Below are 21097 nucleotides of genomic sequence, written 5' to 3'. Positions count from 1 at the left end.
GGCGGCCTCCCTTCGAGTTCGGTTGCGGACGGGCGTCAGTCATGGGCCACCCCCAGATAGGCGTCGATCACGGCCTGGTTGCTGCGCACCTCCTCGGGCGGGCCGTCACCGATCTTCTTGCCGTAATCCATCACCACCACGCGGTCGCTCAGGTCCATCACCACGCCCATGTCGTGCTCGATCAGCACGATGGTGGTGCCGAACTCGTCGTTCACGTCGAGGATGAAGCGGCACATGTCCTCCTTCTCCTCGACGTTCATCCCCGCCATCGGCTCGTCGAGCAGCAGGATCTTCGGCTCGGCGGCCAGCGCCCGGGCCAGCTCGACGCGCTTCTTCAGGCCATAGGGCAGGCGGCCCACCGGCGTTTTCCGGATGTTCTGGATCTCGAGGAAGTCGATGATCTTCTCGACCTTCTCGCGATGCGCCTCTTCCTCGCGGCTGGCGCCCCCCCACCAGAAGGCCTGGCTGAAGAGCCCCGATTTCATCAGCGTCAGCCGCCCGGTCATGATGTTGTCGAGCACCGACATGCCGTCGAAGAGCGCGATGTTCTGGAAGGTGCGCGCGATGCCGAGCTGGGCGACCTGATAGGGCTTCATCGGCCCGCGCTGATAGCCCTTGAACCAGACCGAGCCCTCGGTCGGCACGTAAAAGCCCGAGATCACGTTCAGCATCGAGGATTTGCCGGCCCCGTTCGGGCCGATGATCGCGCGGATCTCGCCGTCGCGGATGTCGAAGCTGATGTCCTTGATCGCCGTCACCCCGCCGAACTTCAGCGTGATGTTGCGAAGCTCCATCAGCACGCCACCGATCTTGCGGCCGTCGGCGGTGACCCAGCCTTCGTTCATGTCCTTCATTCTGCGGCCTCCGCCAGCTGCACCCCGGGAGCGACGGTCGCGTCGGCAAGCGTCAGCGTCGCCTTGATCGCCCCCTTGCGGCCGTCCTCGTAGGTGACCTCGGTCTCGGTGTAGACGCTGTCGCGCCCGTCATAGAGCGCGTCGATCAGGTCGGCGTATTTCTCGGCCACGATGTTGCGGCGCACCTTGCGGGTGCGGGTCATCTCGCCATCGTCCGCGTCGAGTTCCTTGTGCAGGATCAGGAAGCGGTGGATCTGGCAGCCGGAGAGCATCGGGTCGCGCGCCACCGAGGCGTTCACCTCGTCGATGTGACCGCGGATCATGTCATAGACCTTCGGGTGCCCGGCCAGTTCCTGATAGGAGGCATAGGCGATGTTGTTGCGCTCGGCCCAGTTGCCGACCGCGGTCAGGTCGATGTTGATGAAGGCGGTGCAGCGGTCGCGACCCGCGCCAAAGACGACAGCCTCAAGAATGCTTGGGTAGAACTTGAGCTTGTTTTCCACGTATTTGGGAGCGAAGAGCCGGCCATCGGCCAGTTTGCCGACGTCCTTGGCGCGGTCGATGATGCGCAGGTGCCCCGAGCCTTCCTCGAAGAACCCCGCATCCCCCGTGGCAACCCAGCCCTCGGCGTCCTTGGTCGAGGCGGTGCTGTCGGGGTTGTTGTAATACTCGACGAAAGTGCCCGGCGAGCGATAGTAGACTTCACCGTTCTCGCCGATCTTCACCTCGACGCCCGGCGAGGGCACGCCGACGGTGTCGGAGCGGACCTGGCCGTCGGGCTGCTGGGTGATGAAGACCGAGGCCTCGGTCTGGCCGTAGAGCTGCTTCAGGTTGATGCCGAGCGAGCGGTAGAAGTCGAAGATCTCGGGCCCGATCGCCTCGCCCGCGGTGTAGCCCACGCGGATGCGCGAGAAGCCGAGCGTGTTCTTCAGCGGCCCGTAGATGAAGAACCCGCCAAGCGCATAGCGCAGCCGGTCGAGCATGCCGACGGGGGCGCCGTCGAGGATCGCGGGGCCGACCCGGCGGGCCAGCGCCATGTAATGGTCGAAGAGCCACTTCTTCACCCGCCCCGCATCTTCCATGCGGATCATCACCTGCGTCAGCTGGCCCTCGAACACCCGCGGCGGGGCGAAGAAATAGGTCGGCCCGATCTCGCGCAGGTCGGTCATCATCGTCGCGGCGTTTTCCGGGCAGTTCACGGTGAAGCCCGCCCAATAGGCCTGCCCGACCGAGAAGATGAAATCGCCCACCCAGGCCATCGGCAGATAGGCGAGCACCTCTTCGGCCCGGGTCAGCCGGTCGAAGGAGACCGAGTTCTTCGCCGTCTCGATGATGTTGCGGTTCGACAGAACCACGCCCTTCGGCTTGCCGGTGGTGCCCGAGGTGTAGAGCATCACGCAGGTGCTGTCATAGGTCAGCTCGGCGATGCGGGTCTCGAGCTCCTGCTCGTAGCGGTAGTGCCCCGCCTTGCCCTCGGCGATGACGTCGGCCAGCGCGTTCATCCGGGAATGGTCGTATTTCCGCATGCCGCGCTTGTCGGTGTACATCACGTGCTCGATCGTGTGGATGCGGTCCTCGACCTCGACCACCTTGTCGACCTGCTCCTGATCGCCGCAGACGACGAAGCGCGCGCCGCAATGGCCAAGGACATAGGCCATCTCCTCGGCCACCGCGTCCTGATAGAGCGGCACCGGCACCGCGCCGCACATCTGCGCCGCCACCATCGCCCAGTAATGCGCCGGGCGGTTGCGCCCGATGATCGCGATGTGATCGCCGCGGGCGACGCCAAGGCTCAGCAGCCCCATCGCCAGCGCGCGGATCTCCTCGTTCGCCTGGGCCCAGGTCCAGGTCTGCCAGATCCCGAATTCCTTTTCGCGATAGGCCGGATAGCCGCCATACCGCGCCACGTTCCGCGCCAGAAGCGCAGGAATCGACTGCGCGGAGTGCTCCGCCGCCGTTCTGTCCGCCATGTGTCCTCCCTCACGCCGGTCGCCCGGCGTCCTCGCCGCAGGAGGCGATTCCTCCATCGCCTGCCGCGTCATGCCCGAAGGCTGCGGGTCAAAGTTTTCCTGACTTTTTCCGAAATCTAACGAATCCTTTCCGGCGCCCCTTGCCCCTTTGCCGGACCCCGCCGGGATGCTAGCGATGGCGGGGGAGGAGACCGGATGACCGCAGAGGACACCCATGCGCGGCTGATGGAGGCCGGGCTGAACATGATCGGCCAGGCGCTGTCGATCTATGACAGCGAGTTGCGGCTGGCGGTGTGCAACCGGCAATTCGCGCTGATGTTCGACCTGCCCGAGGCGCTGACCCGGCCGGGCACGCCCTTCGAGGACACGATCCGTTTTCTGGTGACGCGCGGCGAATACGGCCCCGTCACCGATCTCGAGGAGGCGGTGCGGTTGCGCGTCGCGCAGGCGCGCACCTTCGCGCCGCATTACATGGAACGCGCGCGGGCGAACGGGCGCACGATCGCGGTCGAGGGGGCGCCGCTCGCGCAGGGCGGCTGGGTCACGGTCTATACCGACATCACCGAGATCAAGCGCCAGGAGGGGCTGTTGCGCGCCCGCTCTCAGGAGCTGTCGGTGCAGGTGCTCGACCATGCCGAGCGGCTGGCGGCGGCGAACCGCGAGCTTGGCGCGACGAATGCCGCCCTTGCCGAGACGCAGCGCGAGCTGACCGCGATCGAGGCGCGCACGAGGCAGGTGACCGAGATGATGCCCGCCCATATCGCGCATGTGGACCGCGGGCTGATCTACACCTTCTCGAACCGCAAGCTGCCCACGGTGATGCCGGGCGCGGTGCTCGATCCGGTCGGGCGCCATGCCTCCGAGACGCTGGGCGCCGACACCTTCGCACGGCTTGAGCCCGGCTTCCTGCAGGCGCTGGCGGGCGAGGCGAATGTGCGCGAGATCACCCATACCCCCTCCGGGCGGCGGGTGCGCGTGGCGCTGACCCCCGATCGCGATGCGGCGGGCGAGGTGGCGGGCGTCTATATCCTGTCGACCGACGTCACGCACGAGGCGCAGGCGCGCGCCGCACTCGCCCAATCGGCCAAGCGCGAGCTCGCCGGGCACCTGACCTCGGGGCTTGCGCATGATTTCGCGAATCTGCTCACCGTCATTCTCGGCCTGCAGGGGCGGCTTGCGCGTTTGCCCGACCTGCCCCCCGCCGCGGCAGAGATCGCCCGCGGCACGCTGGCCGCGGCGCGGCGCGGTGGCACGTTGCTGGACCGGATCGCCGCGATCTCGGGCCGGCGCGTGCTGCGCCCCGAGGCGGTCGAGCTGCGCCCGCTGGTCGAGGATATCGCCGCGATGGCACGTCCGACGCTTGGCGATGCGATCCGGCTCGAGACCTTCGTCGGCGGGCTCGACCGGCCGGTTCTGGTCGATCCGGGGCAGCTGCAGGACAGCCTGCTCAACCTGCTTCTGAACGCGCGCGACGCGATGGGGCCGCGCGGCGGCAAGATCCGGGTCGAGCTGCATCCGGTGCGCGACACCTGGGTAGAGATTTCCGTCACCGACACCGGCCCCGGCTTCTCGGCCGAGGCGCTCTCCCGCGGGCTCGATCCGTTCTTCACCACGAAGGGCGGCGAGGGCTCGGGGCTTGGCCTGTCGATGGTCTATGACCAGACGAAGCTGGCGGGCGGCACCGTGCAGCTCGAGAACACCGAGGAGGGCGCGTGCGTCACCCTGCGCCTGCCGCTGCGGCCCGCCGGCGCGCCGGCCGCGCCGATGCTGGTGCTCCTGGTCGAGGACAATGACGATATCCGCGCCAACGTGCGCGAGATGCTGCGCGGTCTCGGCCACACCGTGATCGAGGCGGCAAGCGTCGCCGAGGCCGAGGCGCTCTCCGCGCTGCCCGATATCGGGCTGGTGCTCTCGGACATCCAGCTGCCGGGCGAGGCGACCGGGGTCGAGCTCGCGCAGCGTCTTGCGCCGCGGCTGCCGGTGGTGCTGATGACCTCGCTGCCGCCCGGGGATCCGCTGCGCGCCTCCGCCCCCTGCGCGGTGCTGCAAAAACCCTTCTCCGCGCGCGAACTCGCCGCCCTGATCGACGGAGCCCGCCGATGACCGCCCCGCATGTCGCCATCCTCGACGACGAGCCAGAGATCCGCCGGATGCTGTCGGATGCGCTCGAAGAGGCCGGATTCCGCACCACCTGCTATGCCCGCGCGACCGAGTTCGAGGCGGGGCTGAAGCGTGCCCAGCCCGATGTCTGCCTGGTCGATCTGGGCCTGCCCGACCGCGACGGGCTGGCGCTGGTGCACCGGCTGGCGCTGGAACAGGGGGCGGCGATCATCATCATCTCGGGGCGCGCGCAGGTGCATGACCGCGTCACCGGGCTGGAACTCGGCGCCGACGATTACATCATCAAGCCCTTCGACCCGGCCGAGGTCGTGGCCCGCATCCGCGCCCGGTTGCGCAAACCCCGTGCCGAGGCGGCGCCGGCCGCCCAGACCGCCGATTTCGCCGGCTGGCGCGCGCAGTTCGACCGCTACGTGCTGACCGATGCCGCGGGCCGCGAGACGCCGTTTTCGCACGCCGAGGGCGAGGTGCTGCGGCTCTTCCTCGAAAGCCCGAACCGGCTCATCACCCGCGCCCAGATGCAGGAGGCACTGGGCAGCGGGGCGGGCGAAAGTTTCGACCGGGCGATGGATGTGCGGATCTCGCGGCTGCGCACGAAGCTGGGCGAAGACCCGAAGAACCCGCGCCTGATCAAGACGATCTATGGGGCGGGCTATATCTTCCTGGGCGAGGTGCGCTGGAGCTGATTTTGCGCTGGCAATGCCGGCGCGCTTCTGATTCCCTTGAGCCAGATCCCTGCGCAAGGCACTGCCATGCTGACCATCCTGCTCCATCGGGCCCCGGCGCGCGCCTTCTATCGCGTGGAAATCTCCGACAACCTGTTCGGCGAATATACGGTGCTGCGCGAATGGGGCCGGGCGGGGCGGCTCGCGGGCGCGCGGGTGAACTGGTTTTCCAACCTGCGCGATGCGGTGCAGGCGGCCGATCGCTGGCGGGGGCGGGCGATCTCGCGCGGCTACCGGCTGAGCGAGCGGCGTGCCGCGCGCGGCTGAGGAGGGCGGCGATGGCGATGATCCACTGGTGCGGAACGGGGCTGAGTTCGGGGCCGGGGCTGCGCCGGCTGGTCGACGCGGGGCGCGCGCTCACCGTCTGGACGATCGAGCGGCCACAGGCCGAGGCGCTGCTTGCCGGCCGCCGCGCCCGCATCGCCGAGTACAGCCTGCCCGCGCTCGAGGCGACGCTGCGGCCGGGCGATGTCGTCATCTCGATGCTGCCCTCCGATCTGCATCCGGCGCTCGCCCGCATCGCGCTGCACCGGCAGGCGCATTTCGTCTGTGCCTCGGAGCTGACGCCCGAGTTGCGCGGGCTCGATGTGGCGGCGCGCAAGGCGGGCGTCGCCGTGCTGGGCGAGGTCGGGCTTGCCCCCGGCATCGACCATCTGATGGCGCATGATCTGGTCGCCGATTACCGTGCCTCGGGCACCATCGCGCCGGGCGATACGGTGTCGTTCCACAGCTATTGCGGCGGCATCCCGGCCCGGCCGAACGCCTTTCGCTACAAGTTCAGCTGGTCGCCGCTTGGCGTGCTGCGGGCGCTGAAATCACCTTCGCGCTCGATCCGCCATTTCACCGAGCTGCGCCTGGCCCATCCCTGGGAAGGGGTGACGCGCTATGACGCGCCGCTGCCGCACCCCGAGACCTTCGAGGTCTATCCGAACCGCGACAGCCTCGGCTACATCGGCGAATACCGCTTCGATCCGAGCTGGCGGATCGAGGATTTCGTCCGCGGCACGCTGCGGCTTCTGGGCTGGGCCGAGGCCTGGCAACCGGTCTTCGCGGCGCTTGGCGATACCTCTGACGGGGCGGACCGCCGCCTCGCGCAGCTGGCCGAGCGGCTGTTGCGCGAGAACGGCTATGGCCCGGACGAGCCCGACCGGGTGGTGGCGGTCGTCACGCTCACCGCGAAACGTGCCGGGCGCGCGGTCTTCGACCGGTCCTGGGTGCTCGAGGCGACGGGCGACATCCGTGGCAGCGCGATGGCGCGGCTGGTCTCCGGCACGGTCTCGCTCGCGGTCGAGGCGGTGCTGGCCCATGACATCCCGGCGGGTGTCCATGCCGCGCCGCATGACCCGAAACTGGTGCAGGGCTGGCTTTCTGCGCTGCAGGTGCAGGCGCAGTATCTGGCGAAGGTGGATCATCTGGCCTGACGGGCGCAGGGGGCGCTGCCCCCTCGGCCTGCGGCCTCACCCCCGAGGTATTTCCGGCAAGGAGAAAGCGGGGGGCGCCCTCATTTTCCAATGATCACAATTTTCCCGGGTGTGAATTTCGCGTCAGCGAAAGAGGATGAGGCGCATTGCGTCGAATGCGCCCCCTTGCCTCAGAACGGGCAGGGTGCGGTGAAGGTCATGTGGCGCCCGCCGTCGGGATGGCGCAGGCGCAGGCTTTCGGCGTGCAGCATCAGCCGCGGGAAGTCCCGTGCCGGCCCTTCGGCATAGAGCGGGTCGCCGAGGATCGGATGGCCGGTCTCCCGCATGTGCACGCGCAGCTGGTGGCTGCGGCCGGTGAGCGGGGTCAGCCGCACCCGCGTGGTGCCGTCCGCCTCCAGCCGCAGCACGCGCCAGTCGGTCTGTGCCGGGCGGCCGTTTTCATGGTCGACATGCTGGCGTGGCCGGTTCGGCCAGTCGACGCAGAGCGGCAGGTCGACGTGGCCCTCCTTCGGCTCGAGATGGCCCCAGAGCCGGGCGAGGTAATGCTTCTTCGTCTGCCGGTGCTCGAACTGCAGGCCGAGGTGGCGCTGCGCGTGTGGCGTCAGGCCGAAGACCATCACCCCCGAGGTATCCATGTCGAGCCGGTGCACCAGCAGCACCGTGGGATAGGCTGCGCGCAGCCGCGCGATCAGGCAATCGGCGCGGTCCTCGCCCTTGCCGGGCACCGAGAGCAGCCCGGCCGGCTTGTCGACCACGAGGATCTCGTGATCGGCATGCAGGATGCGGGGCTGTTCGGTCGTGGGGGTGTAGACGAAATCGGTCATGCCGCCCAGATGGCGCGCCGGCGCGGCGAAATCAAGCTCAGTCGAGGGCGAGCTTCGCCGCGAGCCCGCCGAACAGCAGCGCCGCGACCTTGTTCAGCACCCCCATCCGCCGTGCGAGCCGGGTGCCGAGCCAGCCCGCCGAGGCGCCGTAGCCCATGGTGATCACCGTGCCGCCGGTAAAGACGATGCCGCCGAGGATCAGCATCTGCTGCCACAGCGGGCCGATCGCCGGGTCGGTGAACTGCGGCAGGTAGGCCAGCATGAAGAGGGCGACCTTCGGGTTCAGCACATTGGTGATGACGCCGCGGCGGAAGGCGTCGCGGGGCAGGAGCGCGCCGCCCACGCTTTCGGGCGGCGGCACCACCGCGCGCCAGCTCTTCACCGCGATCCACAGCAGATAGGCCGCCCCCGCCCAGCGGACGAGATCGAGTGTGCCGGGATGGGCCGCGACCAGCGCAGCAAGGCCGAAGGCCGTGGCGCAGGTGTGGAAGATGCCGCCGATGCCGACTCCGAAGCCCGCGGCCATCCCCGCCTTCGGCCCGCCCTGCAGCCCCGAGGCGATGGCGAACAGCACGTCCGATCCGGGCGTCAGGTTCAGCACCAGCGCGCCGGCCAGAAAGGCAAGCAGCGTCGCCGGCGGAAAGGCCATCAACGTGTCGAGCATCCGGGGAACTCCTTCGGGCGGTCTCGCGCGACGCTAGCCTAGAGCGCCGCCGCCGTCACCTCGACTTCGACGAGGAATTCGGCGCGGGTGAAGCCGCCCACGATGACGAGGGTCGAGGCGGGCAGGTTGCCCGAGCCCTGAAGCCACTCGTCGCGCGCCGCCATGTAGTCCGGGAAATGCGCGCGGTCGGTGACGAAGGCGTTGATCCGGATCACATCGGCCGGGCCCATCCCGGCCTCGGCGAGGATCGCGGTGACATTGGCAAAGCACAGCCGCGCCTGTTCGCGCACCGTGGGCGGGGCGATGTCGTCGGGGCCGAGGCCGAGCTGGCCCGAGGTCATCACCAGCCGCGCGCCCTTCGGCACCTCGATGCCATGGGCATAGGCGCCGAAGGGCGGACGGATCGAGTTCGGGGCAAGGGCACGCATGGAAAACCTCCGGTTTCTTCGGCCGCGATCCTGCCCCCGGCGCCCGGCGAGGGCCATGCTTCCTGACCAAACGGGCAAAATTTTCGGCATCTGCCGAAAACCCGGGCAGAGGTAAGGAAAACCTGCCCAAAGCCGCGCCGTCTTCTGCCGGCATGCGGGTTTTTGCCGCACCGCCCCCTGAGCATCGCGCCGCGCCCTCCTAGGCTGGCCGCAGAGAATCACACCCCGGAGTCGCGCATGCGCAAGATTGTCCTTTCCCTGCTTCTGACGACCGTCGCCACTGCCGCCTCGGCGAACACGGCAGTGACCTTCGGCACCAACTGGCTGGCGCAGGCCGAGCATGGCGGCTTCTACCAGTCGGTGGCCGACGGCACCTATGCGGCCTGCGGGCTTGATGTGACGATCCAGCCGGGTGGGCCGCAGGTGAACAACCGGGCGCTGATGCTGGCGGGCAAGATCGACTTCAACATGGGGGGCAACCTGCTCGAGGAATTCTCGGCGGTGCAGGAGGGCATCCCGGTCGTCGCCGTCGCCGCCACCTTCCAGAAGGAGCCGCAGGTCATCCTGACCCATCCGGGCGTGGCGAAAAGCTTCGAGGACCTCAAAAACCTCAAGCTGTTCATCGGCGATGCGGGCTATGCGTCCTATTATCAGTGGATGATCAAGGCCTATGGCTTCACCCCCGAGCAGCGCGAGGTCTACACCTTCAACCCCGCGCCCTTCATCGCCGACGAAAAGTCGGGGATGCAGGGCTACCTCTCGTCGGAACCGCTGATGGTCGAGAAGGAGGGCGGCTTCAAGCCGGACGTCTGGCTGCTCGCCGATGCCGGGTATTCGACCTATTCGACGCTGATCGAGACCATGGCCGACACCGTCGCGAAGAAGCCCGAGGTGGTGAAGTGCTTCGTCGATGGCTCGATCAAGGGCTGGTACAATTTCCTCTACGGCGACAACAGCGCCGCGAAGGAGATGATCAAGAAGGACAACCCCGACATGACCGACGAGCAGATCGCCTTCGGCATCGCCCAACTGAAGGAGAAGGGCATCGTCGATTCGGGGGATGCGCTTGAAAAGGGCATCGGGGTGATCACCGACGCCCATGTGAAGGACTTCTTCGACAAGATGGTCGCCGCCGGGGTCGTGCCCGCCGATCTCGACTACAAGGCCGCCTACACCACCGATTTCGTCGGCGCGGGCGTGGGCCTTGATCTGAAGAAGTGATCTTCCCGGGGCGGGCCTATGGTGGCCCGCCCGAACCTTTCCGAGACGAGGCACCGATGGTGGTGACCTGGCGCAAGCCGAAACCGCTGGGCGAGCGGGCGAAACTTCTGGAGATGGCCGCGGTCGACAAGGCCTTTGCCGGCGGCACGCTGGCGCTCAGGGAGATGAACCTGACCGTGAACGAGGGCGATTTCATCTCGCTTCTCGGCCCCTCGGGCTGTGGCAAGTCGACGGCGCTGCGGCTGATCGCCGGGCTGATGCACCCGACGCGCGGGCAGATCCGCTGGGAGGGCGGCGAGGCCGAGATCGGCGTCGTCTTCCAGGAGCCGACGCTGATGCCCTGGGCGACGGTCGAGCAGAACGTCTATCTGCCCTTCCGGCTGAAGGGGCAGAGCTTCGTGCAGGTGCGCGATGACATCCATCTGGCGCTGAAGCTGGTGGGGCTCGAGAAATTCGCCAAGGCCTATCCGCGCGAGCTGTCGGGCGGGATGAAGATGCGGGTCTCGATCGCGCGGGCGATGGTGACGCGGCCGCGGCTCATTCTGATGGACGAGCCCTTCGCTGCGCTGGACGAGATCACCCGCCACAAGCTGAACAAGGATCTGCTCGAGCTGAAGGAAAAGATCGCCTCGACGGTGATCTTCGTTACCCATTCGGTGTTCGAATCGGTGTTCCTGAGCGACCGGATCGTGGTGATGGCGGCGCGGCCCGGCCGGGTCTCGACCGAGCTGACCGTCGATGCGCCCTATCCGCGCGGCGAGGATTTCCGCACCTCGGCCGAGTATGCCGCGCTGTGCCGCACCGCCTCGGACGCGCTCCATGCCGCGATGGGAGAGACCGCATGAGCCTTGCCGATCCCGCCCTTGCCGCAGGCGACACCCCGGTCGATGCCGACGAGCTGGCACGTGCCCGCGCCCGGCGGCGCGAGCGGGTGCTGCGCTGGCTGCTGCCGAGTGTCACCGTCGCGCTGATGATCGTGCTGTGGGACCGCGTCGTCGCCTGGAACGAGATCCCGCATTACATCCTGCCCGGGCCCGGCCTTGTCGCGCAGACGCTGGTCAAGGACGCGCCGATCCTGCTGCCGGCCCTGGGCGTCACGCTGCAGATCACGCTGATGGCGCTCGCCGTCGCGGTGGTGGGCGGCGTCGGCCTTGCGGTGCTCTTCAGTCTCAGCCGCTGGGCCGAGATGTGTTTTTACCCCTTCGCGGTGATCTTGCAGGTCACCCCGGTCGTCTCGATCGCGCCGCTGATCTTCATCTATGTCGACAACCGGCTGGCGGGGCTCTTGCTCTGTGCCTGGATCGTCGCCTTCTTCCCGATCCTGTCGAACACCACGCTCGGGCTGAACTCGACCGACCACAACCTGCGCGACCTCTACCGGATCTATGGCGCCACCCGCTGGCAGCGGCTGCGCTATCTGCAGATCCCGACGGCGCTGCCCTATTTCCTCGGCGGTCTGCGCATCGCCGGCGGGCTGAGCCTGATCGGGGCGGTGGTGGCGGAATATGTCGCGGGCACCGGCGGCATCGGCTCGGGCCTGGCCTTCCGCATCCTCGAGGCGGGCTATCGGCTGAACATCCCGCGGATGTTCGCGGCGCTTGTCCTCATTGCGCTCACCGGCGTCGTCATCTTCGCGGTGCTGAGCCTGGTCACGCATCTGATGCTTCACAAATGGCACGAGAGTGCCATCAAACGGGAGAATTGATGGATTTTTGCGTTCTGCCCAGCGGCACGTATCGTCTGATCAATCTGAAAACCCCGGCCTGCCTCCTCGGACAAGAGGGCGACCTCGCCCAGATCGACCTGGCCATCTCGGATGGCCGGATCGTCGCGGCGGTGCCGCCCGACGCGCCCGTGGTGGACATGGCCGGCAAGATGGTCTTTCCGGCCTTCGTCGACATGCACACGCATCTCGACAAGGGCCATATCTGGCCGCGCGCGGCGAACCCCGACGGCACGTTCGAGGGCGCGCTGGCCACCGTCGGCGCCGACCGGGAGGCGAACTGGTCGGCCGAGGATGTGCGCGCGCGGATGGAGTTCGCGCTGCGCTGTGCCTGGGCGCATGGCACGCGCGGGGTCCGCACCCATCTCGACAGCCTCGCGCCGCAGGATGCGATCTCCTTCCCGGTCTTCGCCGAGCTGCGCGAGGAGTGGGCGGGGCGGATCGCGCTGCAGGGCTCGTGCCTCGTGCCGATCGACATGGTCGAGGAGGGCGGCCCCTTCGGCCGCACCGCGGCGATCGTCGAACGCGCGGGCGGCGTGCTTGGCGCCGTCACCTATCCGGTCCCCGACCTGCGCCGGCGGCTGCGGGTGTTCTTCGACCATGCGGCGCGGCGCGGGTTGCAGGCCGATTTCCACGTTGACGAGACCGGCGACGCCTCGGTCGCGACGCTGAAGGTGATCGCCGAGGTGGCGCTGGAAATGGGCTTCGACGCGCCGGTGACGGTGGGGCATTGCTGTTCGCTTGCCGTGCAGCCCGAGGCCGAGGCGGCGCGCACGCTCGATCTGGTCGCGAAGGCCGGGCTGAATGTCGTCAGCCTGCCGATGTGCAACATGTACCTGCAGGACCGCACGCCCGGCCGCACGCCGCGCTGGCGCGGGGTGACGCTGGTGCACGAGATGGCGGCGCGCGGCATCAACGTCAGCTTCGCCTCCGACAACACCCGCGATCCGTTCTATGCCTATGGCGATCTCGACATGATCGAGGTGATGCGCGAGGCGACGCGGATCGCGCATCTCGACCACACCGGCACCGACTGGCCGCGCGCCTTCACCGCGAACCCCGCCCGCGCCTGCGGCTTTGACGCGCCCTCGCTGGACCCCGGTGCGCCCGCCGATCTGGTGATCTGCCGCGCCCGCAGCTGGACCGAGCTCTTCGCCCGCCCGCAGGCCGACCGCATCGTGCTGCGCGCCGGGCGGCAGATCGACCGCACCCTTCCCGATTATTCCGAACTCGACGGACTGATGACATGAACATTAATGCCGCAAAGGCCGCGCTCGCCCATCTCGAGCTTGACGACAATCCCGCTTCGATCCGCTCGAAAAGCCGGGATTTCTTCTGGTATTCACCGGTGCTGAAGGCGCGGCTCGATCATGTCGTCGCCGATTTCGTCGTCTCGCCGCGCGACGAGGCCGAGGTGATCGAGGTGCTCAAGACCTGTTACGCCCATGACGTGCCGGTCACCGTGCGCGGCGCCGGCACCGGCAATTACGGTCAGGCGATGCCGCTGGCGGGCGGCTGCGTGATGCACCTGAAGAACATGAACCAGATCCGCGCGATCGCCCCCGGCCGGGTAGTGGCGGAGCCGGGCATCGTGATCCGCGACCTCGACGCGCAGACCAGGGCGCAGTCGGGGCAGGAGCTGCGGATGATGCCCTCGACCGCGGCCACGGCGACGCTTGGCGGTTTCATCGCCGGCGGCTCGGGCGGCGTGGGCTCGGTCCGCTGGGGCGCGCTGCGCGATCTGGGCAACATCATCCGGCTGCGCGTCGTTTCGATGGAGGCCGAGCCGCAGATCCACGAATTCACCGGCGAGGAGTTGCACCGGGTCAGCCACGCCTATGGCACGAACGGCATCATCACCGAGATCGAGATGCCGCTCGCCCCGGCCTATGACTGGGTCTCGACGGTGCTGACCTTCCCCGGTTTCGCCGAGGCGGCGCGTTTCGGCGCCGAGCTTGCGGCCGAGGACGGGATCCTGGTCAAGCTCGTCACCGTCTGCGAGGCGCCGATCGCCGCGCAGTATTTCCAGCGCTTCAAGGGCCATGTCGACGAGGGCGACAATACCCTGCATCTGATGGTCGCACCGCAGTCGATGCCCGCGCTCGAGACCTTCCTGGCGCGCTGGCCGGCGGGCAAGATGATCTTCCGCTCGGACGCGCACGACTGGAGCCGCGACCCGGGCGTCGCCTATGAATACGGCTGGAATCACACCACGCTGCGTGCGCTGAAGGTCGATCCCGACATCACCTATCTGCAGGTGCGCTATCACGGCGCCGATTTCCTCGAGGTGATCGAGGCGGTCCGTGCCCGTTTCGGCGCCGAGCTGATGCAGCACCTCGAGGTGATGCGCGAGCATGGGCAGGTGATCTATGCGGGGCTGACCATGGTGCGCTTCACCACCGAGGAGCGGCTCGAGGAGATCGTGCGCGAGCACGAGGAGATGGGCGCGATGATCTTCAACCCGCACCGCTACACGCTCGAGGAGGGCGGGCGGCAGTCGGCCGACGCGCGCCAGCTTGCCTTCAAGCGCGAGGCGGATCCGAAGGGGCTTCTGAACCCCGGCAAGATGATCGCCTGGGACGTGCCGGACTGGGGCTATGAGACGATCTATGCCTATGCCGGGATGAGGGCGGCGGAATGACCGGCGCCGGCACCTGTGGCTGGGGGCAGAGTGAGGAGTTGGGCCGGGAAAAAGCCGCTCTGCCCTTCCTTGGAAAAATACTCCCGCCGGAGGCGTCCGCGGGCCGGGCCGGGCGCGGAGGGCGGGCATGACGCGCGCGATGGTTCTCTTCGCCCACCCCTGCGCCGAAAGTTTCTCGGCGGCGCTGCACCGGCGGGTGTGCGACACGCTTTCGGCGCGGGGCTGGGAGGTCGATGACTGCGACCTGTATGCCGAGGGCTTCGCGCCGGTGCTGAGCGCGGCCGAGCGGCGCGGCTATCACGACATCGGGCCGAACCTCGATCCGGTGGCGGAGCATGTCGCGCGACTGCGCGCGGCCGAGGCGCTGGTGCTGGTGTTTCCGGTCTGGAACATGGGCTATCCGGCGATCCTGAAGGGGTTTCTCGACCGGGTGTTCCTGCCCGGCGTGTCGTTCCGGATGGAGAACGGCCAGACCGTGCCGAACCTGACGTATATCCGCCGGCTGGCCGCGGTGACGACCTATGGCGGCTCGCGCTGGCGGACCTTTCTGGCGGGCGATCCACCGCGCCGGCTGGTCACGCGCCATCTGCGCTACATCACCCGGCCCGAGCGGTTCCGCTTCCTCGCGCTGCACGACATGAACCGCGCGACGCAGGCCGGGCGCGAGGCTTTCCTGACCCGCGTCGGCCGCGCGATGGAGGCGTTCTGATGCGCGCGCTTGTCGTCTATTGCCACCCGCGCGCCGACAGCTTCAACGCCGCCGTGCGTGACGTGGTGCTGGAAAAGCTGGCCGCGGCCGGGGCCGAGACCCGGCTGATCGACCTGTATGCCGAAGGGTTCGACCCGGTGATGTCGGGGCCCGAGAATGCGGCGTATCTCGACCTGACGATCGGCACCGAGCACATGGAGCCCCATGTCGCGGCGATCCGCTGGTGCGACACGCTGATCTTCGTCTATCCGACCTGGTGGTACGGGCTGCCGGCGATGCTGAAGGGCTGGCTCGACCGGGTGCTTCTGCCCGACGTGGCCTTCCTGATGCCCGAGGGCGAGAATGGCACGATCCGGCCGGGGCTTCGCCACATCACCCGGCTTGGCGTCTTCACCACCGGTGGGGCCTCGCGGCTGCTGACCTTCTTCGTCGGCGCGCCGGGGCGGCGGACGTTGCTGCGGGGGCTGGGCCTCTTGTGCAAGCCCGGCCGGCGCACCGCCTTCGCCATGCATTACCTGATGGACAGCTCCACCCCGAAAACCCGCGCGCAGCATTTGCAAAGGGTCGCGCGCCAGATGGACCGGCTGATCGGGCCGGTGCCGCAACGACAGGAGGTCAGGGCATGACCCGCCACGACTGGGCGTTCCACCGCGCGCCCGCTTTCAAGGGGCTCGATCCGATGACGACCATCGCGATCCTGCCCACCGCCGCGATCGAGCAGCACGGGCCGCATCTGCCGGTGGGCACCGACACGCTGATCATGGAGGGGATGCTGGCCGAGCTGCGCCGGCAGCTCGATGCGGCCCCCGATGCGCCCACGGTGCGGATCCTGCCGGTGCAGGCCGTGGGCAAGTCGAACGAGCATCTGTGGGCGCCGGGCACCGCCACGCTGAGCGCCGAGACGGCGCTGAGCGCCTGGGTCGAGATCGGGCTGTCGGTGGCGCGGGCGGGGATCCGCAAGATCGTGCTGGTGAACAGCCATGGCGGCAACCTCGACCTTGTGTCGATCCTGTCGCGCGAGCTGCGGGTGCGGGCGGGGATGTTCGCGGTGAAATGCCAGTGGACGGCCTTCGGCCATCCCGAGGGGATGTATCCGGCGAAGGAGCTGACCTATGGCATCCATGGCGGCGATGTCGAGACCTCGCTGATGCTGGCCTTCAACCCCGAGACCGTGGACATGGGCGCGGCGCAGGATTTCACCTCGAGCGCCGAGACCGGGCTGATCTCGCCGGTGGGGCCGATCTCCTATGGCTGGATCGCGTCCGATGTGAACCGGCTGGGCGCCATCGGCAATGCCGCGGCGGCGACGGCCGGGAAGGGCCGGGCGACGGCCGCGCATCAGGTGGCAGGCTTTGTCGAGCTGTTGCGCAAGGTGGCGGCGCAGCCGCTCGACGGGTTCGCGCCGGTTGCCGGGTGACGCGCGCCGGGGGCTTCGCGCCCCCGGACCCCCGCGAGGTATTTGTGGCAAGATGAATGCGGGGCCGTCAGGCGCGGCGAGGGCCGGTCAGGCGAGGTGATCGGGGAGGGGGAGGCCCTTCAGCACCTCGGTGGCGGGCATCGGGCGTTTGCCCTCGCGCTGCGCTTCGAGCACCTCGAGCGCGCCGCTGCCGCAGGCGACGGTGAAGCCGTCGAGCACCTGGCCGGGGGTGCCGCTGCCCGCGGCCGGGGCCGCGCGCAGCAGTTTCAGCCGTTCTTCGCCCGCCAGGCACCACGCGCCCGGGAAAGGGGAGAGGCCGTTCACCTGGCGCACGAGCTCGGCCGCCGGGCGGGTCCAGTCGATCCGCGCCTCGGCCTTGTCGATCTTCGCCGCATAGGTGACGCCCGCTTCGGGCTGCGGTTCGGGGGGGAGCGTGTCGAGCCGGTCGAGCGCCTCGAGGATCAGCCGCGCGCCCATCTCGCTCAGCCGGTCATGCAGCGCGCCGGTGGTCTCGGTCGCGCCGATCGGGGTCGTGGCGCGCAGCAGAACCGGGCCGGTATCGAGCCCGGCCTCCATCTGCATGATGCACAGCCCGGTCTCGGCATCGCCGGCCATGATCGCGCGGTGGATCGGCGCGGCACCGCGCCAGCGCGGCAGGAGCGAGGCGTGGATGTTCAGGCAGCCGTGCCGCGGCGCGTCGAGCAGCGCCTGCGGCAGGATCAGCCCGTAGGCGACCACCACCGCGACATCGGCCCCGAGGGCCGCGAAGGCGGCGCGGTCTTCCTCGGCGCGGAAGTTCAGCGGCGTGCGCACCGGCAGGCCAAGCTCGAGCGCCTTCATGTGCACCGGCGTCGGGCGGTCCTTCTTGCCGCGGCCGGCGGGGCGGGGCGGCTGCGAATAGACCGCGACCACCTCGTGATGCGCCGCCAGCGCCGCGAGCACCGGCACCGAGAACTCGGGCGTGCCCATGAAGACGACGCGCATCGGCTTACCTCCGGGCGAGTTTCGCCGCCTTCTGCACCAGCATCTTGCGGCGCAGCGGCGAGAGATGGTCGAGATAGGTCTTGCCGTTCAGATGGTCGATCTGATGCTGCACCGAGGTCGCCCAGAGCCCGACGAAGTCGCGCTCCTCGATCTCGCCCGCCTCGTTGAGGAAGCGCACGGTGACGGCGCGGGGCCGTTCGATCGTGGCGAAGACGCCGGGCAGGTTGGGCGAGGCCTCGTCATGGCGGCGCAGCTGCACCGAGGCATGCAGCACCTCGGGGTTCGCCATCTTCACCGCCTGACCGCGCTTGTCCGAGGCATCGACGACGGCGAGACGCAGCATGATGCCGATCTGCGGCGCGGCGAGGCCGACGCCCGGCATCGCCTCCATCGTCTCGACCATGTCGTCCCAGATCATCCGCACCGTCTCGGTCACCGCCGTCACCGGCTCGGCGGCCGTGTGCAGGCGGCGGTCATCGTAGGGAATGAAGGGACGCGCGGCCATCAGAGGATGCTTTGGTCCTTTGCGGCGCGGGCGCGCTCGCGTTTCAGCTTTTCCATCTTGCGGGTGATCATCTGCCGCTTCAGGGGGCCGAGGTAGTCGATGAAGAGCTTGCCATCGAGGTGGTCGTTCTCGTGCTGGGCACAGGTCGCCCAGAGCCCGTCGAACTGCTCCTCGTGGATCTGCCCGTCAAGGCCGAGCCAGCGCATCCGCACCTCGCGCGGGCGGGTCACCTCGGCATATTGGTCGGGGATCGAGAGGCAGCCTTCCTCGTAGACGTTGGTCTCTTCCGAGGTCCAGGTGACCTCGGGGTTGAGCATCACCATCGGTGCGGGGGCGGTCGCCTTGTCCTTGACGCAATCCATCACGAAGAGGCGCTTGAGCACGCCGACCTGCGGTGCCGCAAGTCCGACACCCGGGGCGTCATACATCGTTGCAAGCATGTCATCGGCAAGTTTGCGGATCTCGTCGTCGACGGTGACGACGGGGTCGCAATGCTTCTTGAGCCGGGGGTCGGGATGGATCAGGATCGGGCGCAGTGTCATGGCGTTGATGTAGGGGATGGCGCGACGCCGTGCAATGGCCTGGTGAAATCGGAAAAGCGTTCCATGTTGATCGAAAATTCAGGGAATATATCCCGATGAATGGATCTTCATCGGGACTTTGTGCTGAGATATTCATTCAGGAAGGACTAAAATTTCGACAGGAGCGTGAAGAGATGACCCTTGCCCCCGACTTCGACGAGGTGATCGACCGCGTCGGCACCCATTCGGTCAAGTGGGACTGCATGCAGGAGCTTTACGGCGTGGGCCCCGAAGAGGGAATCGCGATGTGGGTGGCCGACATGGACTTCCGCCCGCCGGCCTGCGTGCAGGGCGCGCTCGAGACGATGGCGGCGCAGGGCGTCTATGGCTATTGGGGCGACAACCGCGCCTATCACGCCGCGATCGGCTGGTGGATGGCGAACCGGCATGGCTGGCAGGTCGAGCCCGAGTGGATCTTCACCACCCATGGGCTGGTGAACGGCACGGCGATCTGCGTCGACGCCTTCACGCAACCGGGCGATGGCGTGGTGCTGATGACGCCGGTCTATCACGCCTTCGCGCGGGTGATCCGGGCGGCGGGGCGCACCGTCGTCGAATGCCCACTGAAGCTGGTCGATGGCCGCTATCAGATGGATTTCGACGCCTGGGAGGGCATCGTCGACAGCTCGGCCAAGATGCTGATCCTGTGCTCGCCGCACAATCCGGGCGGGCGGGTCTGGACCGCCGAGGAGCTGCGGGCCACCGCCGAGTTCGCACGCCGGCATGACCTGGTGCTGGTCTCGGACGAGATCCACCACGATCTGGTGATGCCGGGGCACCGCCACATCCCGATGGCGACGGCGACCGATTACCCGGTGGTGATGATGTCGGCGACGACCAAGACCTTCAACATCGCAGGCACCCATTCGGGCAATGTCATCATCGCCGATCCGGATCTTCGGGCGCGGTTCGCGGGCCGGATGGCGGCGCTTGGCATCTCGCCGAACAGCTTCGGTCTGGCGATGGCCACAGCCGCCTACAGCCCCGAGGGGGCCACCTGGCTCGACGCGCTGATCGCCTATCTCGACGGCAACCGGAAGATCTTCGACGAGGGGGTGAACGCGATCCCGGGGCTGCGCTCGATGCCGCTCGAGGCGACCTATCTCGCCTGGGTCGATTTCGCGGGCACCGGGATGAGTGCCGAGGAGTTCACGGCGCGGGTCGAGAAGGGCGCGAAGATCGCGGCGAACCACGGGCCGAGCTTCGGCACCGGCGGCGAGAGCTGGATGCGGTTCAACCTGGCGACGCCGCGGGTGCGCGTGGAGCACGCCGTCGCGCGGTTGCGGGCGGCGTTTTCCGACCTGCAGTGACCGATGCGGCGCGCGGGGTGGCTGTTCTCGGCGCTTAGCCTTGCGGGGCTCGTCGTCGCGGTCTGGGCGCTGATCGCGGTGCCGCCGCGGCCCGTGCCGCCCGTCGGGCCGCTCGAGGGGCCGGTGAGCCGCATCCTCGTCGAGAAGGCGGCGCGGCGCATGACCGTCTATGTCGGCGGGCAGGTGGTGCGGGTCTACCGGGTGCGGCTTGGCTTCGCACCTCAGGGCGACAAGCTGGCGCAGGGCGACGGGCGCACGCCCGAAGGGGTGTTTCGCATCGACCGGCGCAACGCGCAAAGCGCCTATCACCTGTCGCTCGGCCTTGATTATCCGCGCCCACAGGACCGGGCCCGCGCGGCCGCGGCGGGCGTCGATCCGGGCGGAGACATCTTCCTGCACGGCCAGCCGCGGGTTCTGCCCGCGGGGCTGACCCTTGGCCATGACTGGACCGCAGGCTGCATCGCACTCTCCGATGCCGAGATCGAGGAGCTGTTCGCGGCCACGCCGCTTGGGGCCGAGGTCGAGATCCGGCCCTGATCTGCTCAGGCCGGCGGCAGCCGCCCCGCCGGTGCACCCTCGTCGCGGACGAAATCGAGGGGCGGGCGATCGGTCACCGCAGTCTCGCGCTTGACGGTGCAGATCAGCTCGTCCCCCTCGATCTCCGAGGCGACGATCAGGCAGGTGGCCAGATGGCGGCTGCCCTCATAAAGATCGACAAGGCCGCGCAGGGTGTGGATCTGCGCGGCATCGAGCGCGAAACCGCCACGCCAGCGCCGCAGCACCGGCCAGCTTTCCGCACCCGCCTGAATCCGCAGCCGCGAGCGGCGCCGGCCGCCCTGAGTCGCCGCGCGCAGCCCGGCGAGAAGCTCTTTTGGCAGAATCTCCATCTCCCCCTCCGATGGTCCTTCCCGTCTCACAAGTCTGTGCACGCGCCTGTAAAGATCAAGCGACGATGCCGGCCGCAGTGCAGCATGTGCCCGAAATGTGACTCCGCCGCGCGCG

At 68.4% G+C, this 21097-nt stretch carries 23 protein-coding genes; 14 read left to right on the top strand and 9 right to left on the bottom strand.

Annotation, left to right across the window (positions count from 1 at the left end; translation table 11 throughout):
• Window positions 1-35: 35 nt before the first annotated feature.
• Together DYS74_RS02115 and DYS74_RS02110 are read right to left on the bottom strand one after the other, a co-directional pair.
• Window positions 36-854: an ABC transporter ATP-binding protein gene (locus DYS74_RS02115; protein ID WP_121530513.1), complete on the bottom strand. Its 819-nt coding sequence runs from the start codon at window positions 852-854 to the stop codon at window positions 36-38.
• A complete protein-coding gene (locus DYS74_RS02110) occupies window positions 851-2824 on the bottom strand; it encodes a long-chain fatty acid--CoA ligase (RefSeq protein ID WP_121530512.1) in 1974 nt (657 codons plus the stop codon). Before DYS74_RS02110 ends, DYS74_RS02115 begins: the two co-directional genes overlap by 4 nt.
• Before the next feature lie 195 nt (window positions 2825-3019).
• On the opposite strand from DYS74_RS02110, the gene DYS74_RS02105 reads away from it, so the two are divergent.
• The 4 genes from DYS74_RS02105 to DYS74_RS02090 all read left to right on the top strand — a co-directional run bounded on the left by DYS74_RS02105 (window position 3020) and on the right by DYS74_RS02090 (window position 7088).
• Window positions 3020-4927 carry a PAS-domain containing protein gene (locus DYS74_RS02105; protein ID WP_121530511.1) on the top strand — a complete coding sequence of 636 codons (1908 nt, stop codon included), beginning with the start codon at window positions 3020-3022 and terminating at the stop codon, window positions 4925-4927.
• On the top strand, window positions 4924-5628 hold the full coding sequence (locus tag DYS74_RS02100; RefSeq protein ID WP_121530510.1) for a response regulator transcription factor: 705 nt from the start codon (window positions 4924-4926) through the stop codon (window positions 5626-5628). Before DYS74_RS02105 ends, DYS74_RS02100 begins: the two co-directional genes overlap by 4 nt.
• A gap of 66 nt (window positions 5629-5694) precedes the next feature.
• Window positions 5695-5934, top strand: a complete 240-nt coding sequence (locus DYS74_RS02095) for a WGR domain-containing protein (protein ID WP_121530509.1) — start codon at window positions 5695-5697, stop codon at window positions 5932-5934.
• 11 nt (window positions 5935-5945) lie between these two features.
• Complete coding sequence (locus DYS74_RS02090) at window positions 5946-7088, top strand: saccharopine dehydrogenase C-terminal domain-containing protein (RefSeq protein ID WP_121530508.1); 1143 nt, start codon at window positions 5946-5948, stop codon at window positions 7086-7088.
• A 170-nt stretch (window positions 7089-7258) separates the two neighbouring features.
• Here the strand turns inward: DYS74_RS02090 and DYS74_RS02085 are convergent, their stop codons facing one another.
• From DYS74_RS02085 to DYS74_RS02075, 3 genes are read right to left on the bottom strand one after another with little or no spacing between them, the layout of a single operon-like run.
• Window positions 7259-7912 (bottom strand): pseudouridine synthase, encoded by a 654-nt coding sequence (locus tag DYS74_RS02085; RefSeq protein ID WP_113898684.1) that lies wholly within the window; start codon window positions 7910-7912, stop codon window positions 7259-7261.
• 37 nt (window positions 7913-7949) lie between these two features.
• Window positions 7950-8576: a LysE family translocator gene (locus DYS74_RS02080; RefSeq protein WP_220668812.1), complete on the bottom strand. Its 627-nt coding sequence runs from the start codon at window positions 8574-8576 to the stop codon at window positions 7950-7952.
• Window positions 8577-8614: 38 nt separating this feature from the next.
• The gene (locus tag DYS74_RS02075) at window positions 8615-9004 is read right to left on the bottom strand and encodes a RidA family protein (protein ID WP_121530507.1); all 390 of its coding nucleotides are present in this window, start codon (window positions 9002-9004) and stop codon (window positions 8615-8617) included.
• A 237-nt stretch (window positions 9005-9241) separates the two neighbouring features.
• On the opposite strand from DYS74_RS02075, the gene DYS74_RS02070 reads away from it, so the two are divergent.
• The 8 genes from DYS74_RS02070 (at window position 9242) to DYS74_RS02035 (ending at window position 16715) form a co-directional block, all read left to right on the top strand.
• Entirely contained in the window at window positions 9242-10225 is a 984-nt protein-coding gene (locus tag DYS74_RS02070; RefSeq protein ID WP_121530506.1) for an ABC transporter substrate-binding protein, read from the top strand.
• Between the two features lie 56 nt (window positions 10226-10281).
• On the top strand, window positions 10282-11070 hold the full coding sequence (locus DYS74_RS02065; RefSeq protein ID WP_245965167.1) for an ABC transporter ATP-binding protein: 789 nt from the start codon (window positions 10282-10284) through the stop codon (window positions 11068-11070).
• Window positions 11067-11930 carry an ABC transporter permease gene (locus tag DYS74_RS02060; RefSeq protein WP_121530505.1) on the top strand — a complete coding sequence of 288 codons (864 nt, stop codon included), beginning with the start codon at window positions 11067-11069 and terminating at the stop codon, window positions 11928-11930. The genes DYS74_RS02065 and DYS74_RS02060 overlap by 4 nt, the downstream gene beginning before the upstream one ends.
• Window positions 11930-13198, top strand: coding sequence for a cytosine deaminase (locus tag DYS74_RS02055; protein ID WP_121530504.1), 1269 nt, complete (start codon window positions 11930-11932; stop codon window positions 13196-13198). Before DYS74_RS02060 ends, DYS74_RS02055 begins: the two co-directional genes overlap by 1 nt.
• The gene (locus tag DYS74_RS02050) at window positions 13195-14589 is read left to right on the top strand and encodes an FAD-binding oxidoreductase (RefSeq protein WP_121530503.1); all 1395 of its coding nucleotides are present in this window, start codon (window positions 13195-13197) and stop codon (window positions 14587-14589) included. Before DYS74_RS02055 ends, DYS74_RS02050 begins: the two co-directional genes overlap by 4 nt.
• 127 nt (window positions 14590-14716) lie before the next feature.
• A complete protein-coding gene (locus DYS74_RS02045; RefSeq protein WP_121530502.1) occupies window positions 14717-15298 on the top strand; it encodes an NAD(P)H-dependent oxidoreductase in 582 nt (193 codons plus the stop codon).
• Window positions 15298-15924, top strand: coding sequence for an NAD(P)H-dependent oxidoreductase (locus DYS74_RS02040; protein WP_121530501.1), 627 nt, complete (start codon window positions 15298-15300; stop codon window positions 15922-15924). Before DYS74_RS02045 ends, DYS74_RS02040 begins: the two co-directional genes overlap by 1 nt.
• Window positions 15921-16715: a creatininase family protein gene (locus DYS74_RS02035; RefSeq protein ID WP_121530500.1), complete on the top strand. Its 795-nt coding sequence runs from the start codon at window positions 15921-15923 to the stop codon at window positions 16713-16715. Before DYS74_RS02040 ends, DYS74_RS02035 begins: the two co-directional genes overlap by 4 nt.
• Before the next feature lie 87 nt (window positions 16716-16802).
• Here the strand turns inward: DYS74_RS02035 and fmt are convergent, their stop codons facing one another.
• The 3 genes from fmt to def (DYS74_RS02020) are packed head-to-tail and all read right to left on the bottom strand — an operon-like array spanning window position 16803 to window position 18746.
• Complete coding sequence (gene fmt / locus DYS74_RS02030) at window positions 16803-17699, bottom strand: methionyl-tRNA formyltransferase (RefSeq protein WP_121530499.1); 897 nt, start codon at window positions 17697-17699, stop codon at window positions 16803-16805.
• Window positions 17700-17703: 4 nt separating this feature from the next.
• On the bottom strand, window positions 17704-18204 hold the full coding sequence (gene def, locus DYS74_RS02025) for a peptide deformylase (protein ID WP_121530498.1): 501 nt from the start codon (window positions 18202-18204) through the stop codon (window positions 17704-17706).
• Window positions 18204-18746: a peptide deformylase gene (gene def / locus DYS74_RS02020; protein WP_121530497.1), complete on the bottom strand. Its 543-nt coding sequence runs from the start codon at window positions 18744-18746 to the stop codon at window positions 18204-18206. Before def (DYS74_RS02020) ends, def (DYS74_RS02025) begins: the two co-directional genes overlap by 1 nt.
• Before the next feature lie 173 nt (window positions 18747-18919).
• Here def (DYS74_RS02020) and DYS74_RS02015 point away from each other — a divergent pair, with 173 nt between their 5' ends.
• Window positions 18920-20095, top strand: coding sequence for a MalY/PatB family protein (locus DYS74_RS02015; RefSeq protein WP_121530496.1), 1176 nt, complete (start codon window positions 18920-18922; stop codon window positions 20093-20095).
• A gap of 3 nt (window positions 20096-20098) precedes the next feature.
• Window positions 20099-20632, top strand: coding sequence for a L,D-transpeptidase family protein (locus DYS74_RS02010; protein WP_121530495.1), 534 nt, complete (start codon window positions 20099-20101; stop codon window positions 20630-20632).
• A gap of 5 nt (window positions 20633-20637) precedes the next feature.
• Here DYS74_RS02010 and DYS74_RS02005 read toward each other — a convergent pair whose 3' ends face one another.
• Complete coding sequence (locus tag DYS74_RS02005) at window positions 20638-20982, bottom strand: hypothetical protein (protein ID WP_121530494.1); 345 nt, start codon at window positions 20980-20982, stop codon at window positions 20638-20640.
• Between the last annotated feature and the right edge of the window lie 115 nt (window positions 20983-21097).

Origin of the sequence: Paenirhodobacter hankyongi (assembly GCF_003664585.1) — a bacterium.
GTDB lineage: Bacteria > Pseudomonadota > Alphaproteobacteria > Rhodobacterales > Rhodobacteraceae > Rhodobacter > Rhodobacter hankyongi.
This window is presented reverse-complemented; position numbering and strand designations above follow the sequence as displayed.